Raw genomic sequence first — 13,911 nt, forward strand, 5'->3', positions numbered from 1 at the left:
ATTATGCATTTCCTTTGCTCAGCGCGTTGAACGCCTCTTTTTCCATCAGACTGTTTCTGAACTGTACTGGAATCGCTGATTCGCCATCAGGAATGCGTCGCCATAAGGTGCTTGCCAGCCATTCCTGGATCTCATTACGCGTCTGGCTGACTAACCAGGCGTTTGCCGCCAAAATCAATAACACGCCGACAAGGATCCCCCAGGGGCCGAAGATCAGGGCAAAAAGGCTACCTTCCGCCACGCTGGCACTTGAAAGGCCCATCGAGATTAGGAGAGGCTCAATGATGGATTTGCCGGTAGCCAGAGTCATTAGGCCAACACCCAGTCCATTAGCCAGATGGGCTAAACCTACATCCTTTTTGTCGGCTATAATATCTGTAACACCCTCATAAGCCTCTACAAATGTAAATACGGCCCCCCCCAGAAATCCAAGCCGCTCCCACCATGGCCAACTGGCGATTTTTAGCACAAATCGAGCACCAAACGTCACCGTCGGAGAAAGCTCTAATCGGATAATTCCAGCGGAAGCGCGCTTCAGGGTATCCATTGCGGCTGCCCATGCCATAGCGCCATTTGACGAGAAGCGCGCCCATCCGTCGGGTGTTCCGGGCCATCCCTCTTTTTGAAAACCATTTAGCACGACCCATCCCTGAAACAGAGCTGAAAAGGTGCTTCCAGCAAAGGGGAAGGCATTATGGCCGAGTTCTGAGAGTATGGTATTGCCTGGCATCCCCTGTGCTTTTGCAAGCTGAAGGTGAGTGGAGGACGGAAACACGGCGTTGACGATCTCATCCTCAGTTTTCAGTACGGATCCAAGTTTCGCCAGACGTTCATGTTCAGAAAGGGCCTGTAGTTTCTTCACCTCATCAATATCTATCAGTGTGGGTAAATAGGTTTTTATCCTTGCTGTTTCAGATATGCCACGGGACATGTATTCAGCTTCTTTCTGCAGTGCCTGGTAAAGCCGCCCGCCTGTCTTACCACTCATTTCAAGAAGACCAGCCATACCCCGCGTGAGGGCGTTAAGGTATTGTTTTGTTCCTGTATCAACGGGTATTCGCAAAAACGCTTTTCCCTGTATAGCAAGAATAGAAATCGCAAAATTGACCTGTACGCCTTTGGCCATTTCGCCTGTCGCTTTCATGATTGCAGGCAGGTACAGGTAATGCAGCCTTTCAAGCGCGAGGTTTATTGCTGATGAATATTGTTGACTGATTTCCTTTACACCATCAGCCAACCTGTCCCAGCTGATACCTTTATCCCAGTCCCGACCGCCATGCATACTCATTTCGGCTTCGAACTGCGAGATCCATGCATTATTGTTAAAAAAGACCGCCCTTAAAAGATAGTTTTGCTCTTCCTTTTCAGACATATACAACTGTTGCTCAATAAACTTTATAACCCCGGCCTTATCTTCCATACCTGCCAGGCAATTAAATACGGTTTGAATGTAACGAGCACCACTGTGAGGCGAAGTTGTATCAAAATGTTGAATGAAGTAGGACTTCATTGCCGTACTTTGTAACCAATTAAGAAACATTCTGGTCATCGGAACGATGATGCGTTCGTTATAGCTTGTAATGTGCTTAATTAACTTGCTGGTAAATTCGTTTTGCTGATTTCTGTCGATATACTTTTCGTAGTGCTGCCAGACCTCGTTAACTCGCTCATTGCGTGTTTCTTCATCCAGCCTGTGGAGTTTTTCTGCTGATTCAGGATCGGGAAAATGTGGCCCGGCAGGGCTATCCCAACCGAAACGGGTTTTTTGTTCATTCCTGATATCACTGTCCTTCACCGTCTGGAACAGGCATTCCCGAACTGAGAGTTCCAGTCCGTTCAACATCGCACTTAATGCAATACCACGTTTAAATTCAGGGTTGTCGGTTATCGCCTGGTCAAAACGATATCGCGACAGTGATGAGATTTCCATGGCAGCAGCTACTGGGTCAGAAAGTAAAAGAAGTGCACCATGCTGAGCATCCAGGCTAGTTGCAGCTTTAATTAATTCACTGGCTGAATTCGCCGTTACTGGTTTAAATGGCGTAGGTGTCCAGTCTTTCATTTGACAAATACGGACCGAAGGGCTGTATTCCGCTACGGTCTCTGTGAGGAGATTGATAGACCTGGCCTGTTGACCTTGATGTGTCATCAACCATGCATCCATATCAAATTTTTGCATATACATTTGTTGCCATTCTGGCTTTTCATGTAACTGGCGGGTTTTATCAGTCCATTGCTCTTCAGACCAAATGAACCAGTAACTACCATTTTGTATACCCGGCGGCTTCATGGGGAGTGTGATAAGTGAAGCCGCCGCTAATTCTTGTGGTTGAGCGATACATGGCTTCAACTCCCCCTCAATCAATCGAGGCGGAACATTACCGTTTTGCGGAAGGGGATAAAAATAGCCATCATCAGTCACAAAGTAGTTTAACCAGTAACGGCATTGCTCGGACCAAATATACAAAAATCCCTTTCGTAATAGTCGCGCGGTATAGTCTGTTTCGCCTTCTGGTTGTATGGAAGGTGAAAAATCACTGGGGAGAGAAGGTAAGTCATCTCCCTTTGCCATGACTGCTGGGCGTATCGGTAGTAATGGCATACCCATACGTCGACAAAAATTGCATCCATGCGTCGTATTCATTCTATCCCTGTCTTATTGATATCTAAAAAGTATTGTATGGGGATGATTATAACCATACAAAAAAAAAGGTTAAGATATGTCAGGGTCTAAATTACGGCAGCACGATATTTTAGGAAATTAACCTATTTAATACGTATTACAGGTTTTGAGGATTGCGTCTACGGCGCTGCGCTCATCAAGCATTTTCAAAAGGTTAAGATCAGGCGCGCGCAGATCTGCTTTCATGCCGATTTTCCACCTGTTTTCCATTCACTATTATGTTTATGCCCGCTGTCGACACGCTGCGTTTCCCGCTATGATGAGCGGCTAGTCTAAGGAGAACGCATGGTCTGGATAATGCTGGCAACGCTTGCCGTGGTGTTTGTGGTGGGATTTCGTGTCCTGACCTCAGATTCCCGCCGCGCCATCAAACGTTTAAGCGAACGGCTGGGGATTACCCCGATGCCGATCGAGTCGATGATTGACCAGTTCGGTAAAACACCGGGCAATGAATTTATCCGCTACCTTGAGCGGCCTGACGAGGCGCATCTGCAAAACGCCGCGCAGGTGCTGCTCATCTGGCAGGTCTGTATTGTCGACGGTAGCGAAGAGAATCTGCATACCTGGCACCGTATGCTGCGTAAAGCCCGCCTTGCCGCACCCATTACCGATGCGCAAATTCGTCTGGCACTTGGCTTTATGCGCGAAATGGAGCCCGATCCGCAGGAGCTGAACGTCTTCCAGCTGCGCTATAACCAGCTATTTCTGCCGGAAGAAGGTGTGTTTTATCTGCATTAAGCCTTTTTGCCGCACAAGATATTCTGAGCGTTCAGGATCTCCTCTCTGTTTTCATTGAGGCGAGTTGCGGCATAGATATCAATATTTAATCTCTTTGCCTCATCGTCCGTTAGTTCGCGATAGCATAGCCCCTCCTGATTGAAGGTGCATTTTGACTGAGGCAGCAGCGCAAACCCTTTCCCTCTTGCGATACGGCTTAGCATCACGAGGGAATCATCCGGCTCTTTAATACGCTTCAGCGGCGTTTTCAGCGTGTCAAAGTAGCTTTCGCATTTATCATAGAATGACGGATTAGCGCTTCTCGAAAACCAAAAAAGTGGAAGATCGCTAATGTCTTCCAGCGAGACTTTCTCTTTCAGACTGGCAGGATGTAAAGAAGGCATTGCGATGAGCAAGGGTTCCTGGCAGACCCAGCGGTATTGAACAATGTCTTCATGACCCGTTCCTTTTTCCCCGGTCAGCACCAGATCCAGCATATTTTTAGACAAGCTTTGCAGCAGCTGTGCTGACGTCAGGTCGGGCGTTTCAACGTCATCTCCGGCGTTCATTTTTTGAAGCTGGGTATTTACAGGTTCAATATATTCAAAATTAAGCGTGCGCGTGAGACCGATGCGCAGATTCGTTTCTGAAGAGTGAGGGTCTTCTTTTAAGCTGCTGATGTCTTTGAGTATTTTTTCTGCCTGAACGACCAGCGCTCGGCCTGCTTCAGTGAGGCTAACGTCATGCGTACTGCGACTGAACAACTGACGTTTCAACACCGCTTCAAGGCATTTTATCTGACGCGTCAGAGGCGGTTGAGTCATGCGCAGACGTTCGGCAGCCTTACGAAAGTTCAGTTCATGTGCAACAGCGAGAAAGCATTGTAATTGTTTGATACTGGGCAGGTTATTGCTGATTAAATGTTCTGCTGTAGCCATACGTGGGTCCTAAATGCGAAAAGGTATTTCGTCTTTTTTCCATTTCGATATTACACGCTAAATGCTGGCAGCAAAACCCGTTTTAACAGTAATACAAAAAATATATTACAAATTTAACAATTCCAATAGTTTCCTGTATTGATAAATTTCTATCCGAATCCTCACTTAATCAATACTCGGAGTAATTATGTCGTCTAAATATGTACTGGTATCACGCTTCCCATTAAAAAATACTTTTTCTGAAAAAGAATTTACTTCCTTAAAAAGCAATGAAAACGTTCGCTACTATACCTGTGAAGAAAACGGCGTTAATGAATTGCTGGAATTACGCGCATTCAACGATATTAAAGAAATTGCATGGGTTGAAAGTGAAATGGAATCCATGTTCCATCGTTTCTCTGAAGTTCTTTCTGCCGATATCCGTCGCGAACTGCTTAAGTTTGTTGAATCCCCAATTGATAATAAAAATAGCTTGCCACAATCAAATTATATTCAACTCCGACACGTCGAAGTGCCTGCGCATAACTATCAGCAGTACCGTCAGTGGCGCGATGAAACCATTTTTAATGTTGTAAGAGATAACAAAGATAAGATTGAAAGTTTCGAAGCATTTCATTCACTGATCAGTGGCGTTCCGGGTGTAATGTTCATCTCCTCATTCAACGGCGATAAAGCAGCATATAAAGAAGCATTTACCAATGCGCGTTATCAGGAAATCATTCAACAGGCCGGCGATAAATTTATTACTGGCGGTAATGACGGCCTTTATACACGTATCTATCGTGCTTGCTGTTGTTGAGGGACAATGAATGAACTGTAAAAAGTTGGTAGTTGTTGGCGATAAATTTAATGAATTTGCCAATGGTAAAGATGTACTGACTATATCTCAGCTAGAATTATTGACTCAAATCCCTGCGAATATCATTGATAAAGAACATGAAATTATTGTTGGGCAGGGCGTGCGCAAGGATTTTGCCGGAAAGGTAATTTCAAACCAGGCAAGAAATGCGATTCATGGTAATAAGTTAAAAATGTGCTCTCTGGAAAAACTGGTTAGCGACAAAAAAAATGCTTATTGCCATAAAAGACTGGAACAGAATGTACTTATAGGACCTGCGGAACAAGCTGAGCATAACCACGATCTTTATGCGATGCCGCTGTTAATCGATGAGCGTTGCGAATTGATGGCGGATCATCAGACGGGGCAGCATATTCAGGGAATGCTCCTGGTTGAAGCCAGCCGACAGGCCTTTATCGGTGTCACCGAAGAATTTATTTACCAGCAGGAAAGTGGACGCTATTACGTCATTAATAGCATGGCAATCAATTTCGCCAGTTTCCTGTTCCCTTTACCGGCGCTGGTCCACTTTGAATTTCTTGAAAAAGATATTAACGACCGCCGGGGGCGTTTCAAGGCTCAGGTTCGCGTCACTCAGCACCAAACGCTTTGCGCGACAATGGATGTCTCGTTCACCGTTTATCCTTCCGCCCTGATTACAGAGAAAGAGAAATCTCTGGCTGAGGTTGCCATGCAGGCGACCATTGTTGAGCAGCAAGGGGTGACTCAGGGGGTAACGCATGCCTGAATTACGTAGCCAGAAATACCGTCTGGCTGCGACCACGCAGGGGCCGCTTTACCCCCCTGCGGAGGTCATGGACGGGAAGGGTAATTTTGTCGTGGTTGGCATGGTGCCAGGGGATAACGGACTGCAGTGGCGAAGCGTCATTGTCTCTCCGGACAGCCCACTTCCGGCATTTGGGGAAGTCGCACCCTATAACATTCTGTGCGATCTGGAAAAGATGCCTCAGGACGCGTTGAAGGACATCATTCTTCATACTCTTCCTTTACCCATTCCGATGAACAACTATCGGATGGTTTTCGCACCAGAACAGCGGCCGCAGGCCAATAATGAAATAAGGCCTGGCCTGCCACTTCATGAAGGCTATATCGCGGATTATCGCAGCAGCGATGGAAAGCGAGAGATCGAGCCAGTGACCCTCGCTGCCTGGCTCGAGGCAGAGGGCACCTTTGAGGTCACATTGTCCGAAGATAAGAAACGAGCCCGGTTCACGTTTTCGTTCCGGAGCCTTGTTCCGGATAGCGTTTACACCGTGATGAGTCTCAGGGAAAACGATCTAGCCTCGGAGGATCCGAGCAGGCCAGGTCCGCTGGGAATACCCAACGTATTTATAACCGATAGCGAAGGTAATGCCGAATATTGGGCAGAGTTAACCGATCCTTTCCCGGCACCGGCGAGGAAAGGAAACAGAATTATTAACGTAGTCGTACTTTATATGAGCTCGCGTCAGAGCTACGGCGGTGCAATTGGCTTTTATGGTCTTGGAGGCGATATCCATGCCCATTTGAAACTCAAAGGCCGTTCCTTCGATGAATTTACAACTATAGAGTGAGAAAAATATGCCATTTGTTCATGTTATGACCTGGCCTGCGAAAGATGAAAATCAAATCATCAGACTCCAGGAAGATATTACATTTGCCGTTCACAAAAACACGGGTGCGCCGCTGGATAAAATTTCCGTGGTGGTTTCTGAAATTGTGCCTTCCCGCTGGGCGGATGCAGGCGTGTCTGGTACGGATAGAGATTTTCCGGTTAAGAGTCGAAGAAAAAACTACGAGGAATAAAGTTTGCGTAAACATGCCGCTTTTTTTGATGTTGATGAAACGCTTATAAATATTAAAAGCATGTTTGATTTCTATGATTTCTGGTGCAGGGAAAATAATCAAAACGATCGTCTTCAACGCTATATGTCTCGTTTTCGCACCGACGTGAAAAACGGCGTGCCAAGGGAAGCCCTGAACAGAGATTATTATCGTCAGTTTAAAGGTGTGTCTTGTCGTTATCTGGAAGAAATAGGTGAGAAGTGGTTCAGGCGTAAGCTGGAAAGCGATTTTTTTATTGAGAGTGCTGTTTCAGCCCTTAAAAAACATCAGAACCAGAACATGTATACCGTATTTATATCGGGCTCTATGCTTCCGATTCTTTCACCCATTGCAAAATATCTTGGAGTAACGGAAGTACTCTGTGCGCCGGTGATAATAAATGACGAAGGTGAGTTGACGGGTGAAATCGGCCTGCCTCAAACAATTGGAACAGGTAAAAAAGACGCGCTTATCGCCTTTTGCGATGATAAAGAGATTAACCCCGTGGATTGTTATGCCTACGGCGACGATCTTTCGGATATTCCAATGCTGGAAGCCACTGGCCATCCCGTCTGTGTGGGAGAGCATTCCGCGCTTACCAGATATGCAACTGAAAAAAATTGGCACATTATTTAAATACTTATTGAGGTAAGTAGTATGACTTCAGAACTCACTCCGCAGAATATGACGTTAAGGTCATGGCTTGCTTTATTCATTCTGGCTATTTCAACCTTTACTATTGTTACCACCGAACTGGCGCCAGTCGGATTATTAACGCCAATCGCAGAGGGGCTACAGTCTTCGGAATCTGCGGTGGGCATGACCGTGTCGCTTTATGCCTGGGTGGGGGCGTTGAGTGCGCTGTTTGCCTCCGTCTTTTTAGGGAATGTGTCCAGGAAGCGGCTTTTACTTGTGCTCACCGTGGTACTTTTGGTCTCTAACGTTATGGCTGCGACGGTAAACGTCTATAGCATGCTGCTTAGCGCCCGCGTACTGGGAGCGCTCGCTCACGGCGCATTCTGGGCGATGATCGGCGCAACGGCGGTGGCTATGGTCCCTGCCAGATATATAGGGGCGGCGACGTCAATCGTATTTGGTGGTGTTTCCGCAGCAAGCGTTTTTGGCGTACCGGTATCCAACTATATTGGTATTCACTTCGGCTGGCGGCAGGCATTTTGGCTGATGGCCGCGCTGAGCGTAATTGCCTTTGTGGGTATTAGCGTTCTTGTTCCCAGGATTACCAGCAAAAGCGCGCTCGGGCTGGATGCGCTTAAAGGCGTGCTGAAATCGTCAACATTATGGAAAATTTACTCAGCAACCTTGCTGGCTGTGACGGCTCACTTTGCTGCCTTTACGTACATTGAGCCCTGGCTACACACGCAGAGTTTACTGTCCACCACCATTATTCCTGCTGTGCTTTTTGTTTATGGCATCGCGGGTCTGGCAGGTAATTTCCTGACCGGCGTGTTGATTGATAAGTATCTCAAGCTGACGGTCTCTTTGTCTGTACTGCTGATCTGTGCAGTGCTGCTGTTCCTGGGCCTGTCTGGTTCCTCGCTCTCTGCTGCGTTGATATTTACCAGTATGGTTGTCTGGGGTGTCGCCGTATCAGGAATATTTGTCGGTTTCCAGACGTGGGTTTTACGTATGGCAGAGGATAAAGCCTTCCCGGCCTCCGCAATCTACGTTTCATTTTTCAATACCGCCATTGGTATCGGTGCGTCAGTCGGTGCCTGGATGGTTTCATCATTTTCAATGCCGCTCCTGTATATCGTCGCCGGTACGGCCATCGGTCTGTCCGTTCTGCTTGTCGCGGTTATTCCGGCAACGTTGACCGCAAAACAATCCCGTATGGAGAAATCTTATGAGTCAAATTAATGACCGCACGCGCTATGGCAGAGAGATTATGGACCGTCTTGAAGCGGGGCTCGCGGATAAAGTCACCCGCCGCCTGAGCGAGCTGGACCCGGGGCTGCCCGCCCTGATTACCGACTATGCGTTTGGGGATGTGGTGGGTCGTCCGGGACTGGATCTCAAAACGCGCGAAATGTTGACCGTCGCCTCGCTTGTGACGCTGGGTAATGCCATGCCGCAGCTAGAACTGCATATGCGAGGCGCGCTGAATACCGGCGTCACGCCGGAAGAGCTGCTTGAAATTGTGATACAGATGGCGGTATATGCTGGCGTTCCCGCCTGCATGAATGGTCTTACTGCATACCGCGCGGCAATGGCCGCGACGGGCCATACTTTGCCAGGACTGAAGGGAAGTGACGCATGAGCGAGATTGTTATTATTGCAGCCCGCCGCACGGCGACGGGCGCATTTCAGGGCGCGCTTGCGGAGCATTCAGCCTCTGACCTGGGAAGCCGCGTCATTCAGGCGCTTTTGAAAGAATCTGGCGTAGAAGCCAGTGATATCTCTCAGGTCATTATGGGACAGGTTCTTACTGCGGGGTGCGGCCAGAACCCGGCCCGACAGTCGGCACTGAATGCTGGATTGCCCGTAGATACGCAATGTCTGACGGTAAACAAAGTGTGCGGGTCCGGGCTTAAGGCGGTCCATCTTGGCATGCAGGCGCTGCAGACGGGTGAGGCTGAGTTTGTTATCGCCGGTGGTCAGGAGAGCATGTCCAACGCGCCGCATATCGCCACGACGTCGCGTAGCGGAACGCGGCTGGGTGATATTACTCTCAAAGATAGCCTGGTTTCTGACGGGCTCTGGGATGCTTTCAACGATTATCACATGGGTATCACTGCAGAGAATGTTGCGACGGAGTTTGGTATCAGCCGCGAAATGCAGGATGAATATGCCCTTGTCTCTCACCACAATGCGCTTGAAGCGCAGGCGCGTGGCATTTTTGAGCGTGAAATTGTCCCGGTTGAGTGGCAGACGCGAAAAGGTGAAACGATCAGCGTGGAGAGGGATGAAGGACCCCGTGCAACCAGTATCGAAAAATTGACGAAACTGAAGCCTGTCTTCCGAAAAGAGGGTACGGTGACGGCGGGAAATGCTTCATCGTTGAATGACGGTGCCGCGGCGGTCCTGCTTTGTACGCGTGAGACTGCCGAAGCACGTGGTTTGCCGGTTCTGGCATCGCTGGGCGTATTTTCCAATTCCGGTATCCAGCCGGCATTAATGGGTGCAGCCCCGATTCAGGCCATTGCCGACTGTCTTTCCCGCTCGGGATGGAAGCCTGAGGATGTCGATCATCTCGAATCCAACGAAGCGTTTGCCGCCCAGGCGCTGGCCGTGATTCAGCGGGCCGGGATTTCCCCGGATCGTATCAATCCATACGGCGGGGCAATCGCGCTTGGGCATGCGATAGGTGCATCCGGCTGCCGAATTTTGGTGACGCTGGTTCATTCCCTGATCCGTAATGATGCCAGGCGTGGCGTTGCCGCACTGTGCGTTGGCGGCGGGGAAGGCGTCGCGTTGAGCGTTTATCGCTAACGGCGTATCTGTGGATATAAAAAAACCGGGGAAACCCGGTTTTTTATTTTCAAGATGCTGTATCAGGCATTCACGCCCTTCATACCCTCGGCAGAATAACGATCGCCTTTAATCGCTACCCGGCGATGAAGGTTGTTCAACGATTCGATATCGCTCTTCTCAAGCACAATATCGGCAGCGCGCGCGTTCTCGGCCAGATAGCTAACGTGCTTAGTACCCGGAATGGGAACCAGCCGATCGTATTGTGCTAACAGCCAGGCAAGCGCAATCTGACCTGCGGTACAGCCGTATTTTGCCGCCAGCGGGGTAATGATATCGAGCAACTGGCGATTATGATCGAGGCTGGACTGAACAAATCGTTCGTTATTCTTGCGGAAATCACCTTCTGCAAAATCGTTGTTGTTCAGGTATTTTCCCGTCAGGAAGCCTCTGCCAAGAGGTGAGTAGGGCACCAGGCCGATACCTAGCGCTTTCACGACCGGCAAAATGTTTTCCTCGATGTCTCGTGTCCACAGAGAATATTCTGTTTGCAATGCGGTGACCGGATGCACCGCATGAGCCCGTTGCAGCGTTGAAGCCGACACTTCGCAAAGGCCGATGTGGTTGATCTTGCCCTCTTTAACAAGGGTGCGCAGACAATCCATACTCTCTTCGATCGGGGTTGCGTTACTCACTCTGTGAAGATAAAAGAGGTCGATTCGCTCCACGCCAAGCCGCTTAAGGGATTCGTTACAGCAGCGGATGATATAGTCCGGCGTATTGTTGATGGTGCGGGCGTAGGACTCGTCAGGAGAGCGATCGATGCCGCACTTCGTGGCAATTTTGAACTGGTCGCGCGTGTTTTTATCCAGCCCGGCAAGAAAGTGACCGATTAGCCTTTCATTATGGCCACGGCCATATAAATTTGCGGTATCAATAAACGTCACGTTCAGATCGATGAGGTTATGCAATACCTGCAGTGAACCTTTGTCATCAGTCTGGCCATAAAATTCACTCAGACCCATGGCACCGTAGCCGACGGCACTGACGGTAAGATTTTGAGATAAAGTACGTGTTTTCATAGTTTCTCCTTTTCAGACGCTATGATTGTTTCACCTCAATTGTGGTTACTGAATTTTCATTTTCGTTATGCTGAAAAGGTATCAGTCACCGCCGATCTGCCTTCCGAATCATTAAAAACGACAAAAGTTGTCTAAACGTTAAATTCGTCACACTTTTGATGATAAACTGCGCGACTTTTCCGCACGTTTTTATCTTCAGGTGACGCCATGACAGAACATATCCAGCCCTCGACCAGACCGCAGACCAAAGAGGTGTCGCGCCCCAACTGGTCGGCGGTTTTCTCCGTGGCGTTCTGCGTCGCCTGCCTGATTACCGTTGAGTTTCTGCCGGTGAGCCTGCTGACGCCGATGGCGCAGGATCTGGGCATTTCCGAAGGCGTGGCGGGGCAGTCCGTTACCGTCACCGCCTTTGTGGCGATGTTCGCCAGCCTGTTTATCACTCAGGTGATTGGCGCGATTGATCGCCGCAAAGTGGTCATTCTGTTCAGCGTGCTGCTGACGCTCTCCTGCCTGCTGGTCTCTTTCGCGGAAAGCTTCACCCTGCTGCTGCTTGGTCGCGCCTGTTTGGGGCTGGGATTAGGCGGCTTCTGGGCGATGTCGGCCTCGCTGACCATGCGCCTGGTGCCCGCGCGCACCGTGCCAAAAGCGCTGTCCGTTATCTTCGGCGCGGTCTCTATTGCGCTGGTGATTGCCGCGCCGCTGGGCAGCTTCCTTGGTGGGATTATCGGCTGGCGTAACGTCTTTAACGCGGCGGCAGTGATGGGTGTGCTCTGCATTATCTGGGTGTGGAAGGCGCTGCCGTCCCTGCCGGGCGAAGCGGCGCACCACAAACAGAACATGTTCGCGCTGCTCAAGCGTCCGGGCGTGCTGGCGGGGATGACCGCCATCTTTATGGCCTTTGCCGGGCAGTTTGCCTTTTTCACCTACATCCGTCCGGTGTTTATGACCATGGCGGGCTTTGACGTGGACGGCCTGACGCTGGTGCTGCTGAGCTTCGGTATCGCCAGCTTTATCGGCACGTCGCTGTCGTCCCAGTTCCTGAAGCGCTCCCTGAAGGTGGCGTTGGCGGGTGCGCCGTTGCTGCTGGCGGTGAGTGCCACGGTGCTGATTCTGTGGGGTAGCGACAAATGGGTTGCCTCGGCGATTGCGATTATCTGGGGCTTTGCCTTTGCGCTGGTACCGGTGGGCTGGTCGACGTGGATCACCCGAACGCTTGCCGATCAGGCGGAAAAAGCCGGGTCGATTCAGGTGGCGGTGATCCAGCTGGCGAACACCTGCGGTGCGGCCATTGGCGGCGTGGCGCTCGACCATCTGGGGCTGACGTCACCGCTGGTGATCTCCGGCACGCTGATGCTGCTGACCGCGCTGCTGGTGGCGGGGAAGGTTAAGGCGAAGTAGTGTTTTTCTCCCTCTCCCGTGGGAGAGGGTTGGGGTGAGGGCATCAGGCTACGCCGATGCCTTAACCCTTCTACGCGAATCCATCGAAATCAGCACCACCGACGACACGATCAGCAGTGTCCCCAGCCAGTCCGGCAGCGTAAACGCCACGCCCAGTAACACCACCGACAGTAGCGCGCTGCTCAGCGGCTCGGCGCAGCTCAGAATGCTCGCCTTCGGCCCGCCGATCATCTGCGCGCCCTTCAGGTACAGGCTGAACGTCAGCGCCGTGCCGATCACCACCAGGTAGAAAAACGCCAGCAGCAGGCCGCCGTCAATCACGAAAGTGGTGCCGCGCCCGGCGTAGAACGGCGTCAGCATTAACCCGGCAATCAACATGCTCCAGCCGACAATCGGCAGCGTGCCGTAGCGGGCAATCAGCGCTGACGGATAGGTGGTGTAAAACGCGGCGGCAAACGCCGAGGCGATGCCGAAGAACAGCGCGGCAGGGGAGATGGAGAGCGAGGTTGGGTCGCCGTGGGTCACCAGCAGGAAGGTACCGATCAACGACGTAAAAATCGCTGACAGGACAAACACGCCGGGACGCGTTTTCCGCGCCAGGGCGAACCACGCCACAATGATGGTCGGCGACAGGAACTGGAGCACGGTCGCCGTAGCGGCGTTGGATTTTTCAATCGTCAGCAGGAAGGTGAGCTGCACGGTGAGCGCGCCGACCAGCGAGAAAAACAGCAGGCTGAGGGCGTCTTTGCGATGTTTGATGACCGAGAAAATCTTGTCGCCGTGAACGAAGGAGAGCGTCAGCAGGATCACGCCGGTAAACAGCAGGCGAACCATGGTCAGGTAAGGCGAAGAAATGTGGCTTTTCTCCATGATGTACTGCGCGCAAACTCCGGAACTGCCCCATAAAACGGCGGCGATCAGGACGTTCAGCATCCCTTTACGTGTGGAACCCATTTTCTCCCCTGCTATGTTGTCGTTAATTGGCCAACAGCATAGCATGGT

Annotated in this window: 14 protein-coding genes; 10 read left to right on the top strand and 4 right to left on the bottom strand. The window is 50.5% G+C overall.

What is annotated here, in order from left to right; all coding sequences use genetic code 11:
• Window position 1 precedes the first annotated feature (1 nt).
• Window positions 2–2,644: a T6SS effector BTH_I2691 family protein gene (locus tag ACMGGH_RS05640; RefSeq protein ID WP_232949010.1), complete on the bottom strand. Its 2,643-nt coding sequence runs from the start codon at window positions 2,642–2,644 to the stop codon at window positions 2–4.
• Window positions 2,645–2,968: 324 nt separating this feature from the next.
• Here ACMGGH_RS05640 and ACMGGH_RS05645 point away from each other — a divergent pair, with 324 nt between their 5' ends.
• On the top strand, window positions 2,969–3,421 hold the full coding sequence (locus ACMGGH_RS05645) for a DUF1198 domain-containing protein (RefSeq protein WP_045260830.1): 453 nt from the start codon (window positions 2,969–2,971) through the stop codon (window positions 3,419–3,421).
• Here ACMGGH_RS05645 and ACMGGH_RS05650 read toward each other — a convergent pair.
• Complete coding sequence (locus tag ACMGGH_RS05650) at window positions 3,418–4,338, bottom strand: LysR family transcriptional regulator (protein ID WP_028014966.1); 921 nt, start codon at window positions 4,336–4,338, stop codon at window positions 3,418–3,420. The two genes, ACMGGH_RS05645 and ACMGGH_RS05650, sit on opposite strands and share 4 nt — an antisense overlap.
• 187 nt (window positions 4,339–4,525) lie before the next feature.
• Here ACMGGH_RS05650 and ACMGGH_RS05655 point away from each other — a divergent pair, with 187 nt between their 5' ends.
• Genes ACMGGH_RS05655 through ACMGGH_RS05690 form a run of 8 tightly spaced genes read left to right on the top strand, consistent with a single transcriptional unit; the run spans window position 4,526 to window position 10,450 of the window.
• On the top strand, window positions 4,526–5,137 hold the full coding sequence (locus tag ACMGGH_RS05655; protein ID WP_232949011.1) for a hypothetical protein: 612 nt from the start codon (window positions 4,526–4,528) through the stop codon (window positions 5,135–5,137).
• Between the two features lie 10 nt (window positions 5,138–5,147).
• Window positions 5,148–5,924 (top strand): AfsA-related hotdog domain-containing protein, encoded by a 777-nt coding sequence (locus ACMGGH_RS05660; RefSeq protein WP_028014968.1) that lies wholly within the window; start codon window positions 5,148–5,150, stop codon window positions 5,922–5,924.
• The gene (locus ACMGGH_RS05665; protein WP_136344020.1) at window positions 5,917–6,750 is read left to right on the top strand and encodes a hypothetical protein; all 834 of its coding nucleotides are present in this window, start codon (window positions 5,917–5,919) and stop codon (window positions 6,748–6,750) included. The genes ACMGGH_RS05660 and ACMGGH_RS05665 overlap by 8 nt, the downstream gene beginning before the upstream one ends.
• Window positions 6,751–6,757: 7 nt before the next feature.
• Window positions 6,758–6,982 carry a tautomerase family protein gene (locus ACMGGH_RS05670; protein WP_232949012.1) on the top strand — a complete coding sequence of 75 codons (225 nt, stop codon included), beginning with the start codon at window positions 6,758–6,760 and terminating at the stop codon, window positions 6,980–6,982.
• A gap of 3 nt (window positions 6,983–6,985) precedes the next feature.
• Window positions 6,986–7,636 (top strand): HAD family hydrolase, encoded by a 651-nt coding sequence (locus tag ACMGGH_RS05675; RefSeq protein ID WP_232949013.1) that lies wholly within the window; start codon window positions 6,986–6,988, stop codon window positions 7,634–7,636.
• A 21-nt stretch (window positions 7,637–7,657) separates the two neighbouring features.
• Window positions 7,658–8,878, top strand: coding sequence for an MFS transporter (locus tag ACMGGH_RS05680; RefSeq protein ID WP_049137111.1), 1,221 nt, complete (start codon window positions 7,658–7,660; stop codon window positions 8,876–8,878).
• The gene (locus ACMGGH_RS05685) at window positions 8,865–9,278 is read left to right on the top strand and encodes a carboxymuconolactone decarboxylase family protein (protein WP_028014973.1); all 414 of its coding nucleotides are present in this window, start codon (window positions 8,865–8,867) and stop codon (window positions 9,276–9,278) included. Before ACMGGH_RS05680 ends, ACMGGH_RS05685 begins: the two co-directional genes overlap by 14 nt.
• Entirely contained in the window at window positions 9,275–10,450 is a 1,176-nt protein-coding gene (locus ACMGGH_RS05690) for an acetyl-CoA C-acetyltransferase (RefSeq protein WP_028014974.1), read from the top strand. The genes ACMGGH_RS05685 and ACMGGH_RS05690 overlap by 4 nt, the downstream gene beginning before the upstream one ends.
• 62 nt (window positions 10,451–10,512) lie before the next feature.
• Here the strand turns inward: ACMGGH_RS05690 and ACMGGH_RS05695 are convergent, their stop codons facing one another.
• The gene (locus ACMGGH_RS05695) at window positions 10,513–11,511 is read right to left on the bottom strand and encodes an aldo/keto reductase (protein ID WP_049000259.1); all 999 of its coding nucleotides are present in this window, start codon (window positions 11,509–11,511) and stop codon (window positions 10,513–10,515) included.
• A 207-nt stretch (window positions 11,512–11,718) separates the two neighbouring features.
• Between ACMGGH_RS05695 and nepI the strand changes: the two genes are divergently transcribed.
• Window positions 11,719–12,909, top strand: coding sequence for a purine ribonucleoside efflux pump NepI (gene nepI, locus ACMGGH_RS05700; RefSeq protein WP_045260822.1), 1,191 nt, complete (start codon window positions 11,719–11,721; stop codon window positions 12,907–12,909).
• 48 nt (window positions 12,910–12,957) lie between these two features.
• On the opposite strand, the gene ACMGGH_RS05705 is transcribed toward nepI, so the two are convergent.
• Window positions 12,958–13,863 (bottom strand): EamA family transporter, encoded by a 906-nt coding sequence (locus ACMGGH_RS05705; protein ID WP_045260821.1) that lies wholly within the window; start codon window positions 13,861–13,863, stop codon window positions 12,958–12,960.
• Window positions 13,864–13,911 lie beyond the last annotated feature (48 nt).

This window comes from Enterobacter sp. BNK-16 (assembly GCF_048684955.1).
Classification (GTDB): Bacteria; Pseudomonadota; Gammaproteobacteria; order Enterobacterales; family Enterobacteriaceae; genus Enterobacter; species Enterobacter bugandensis.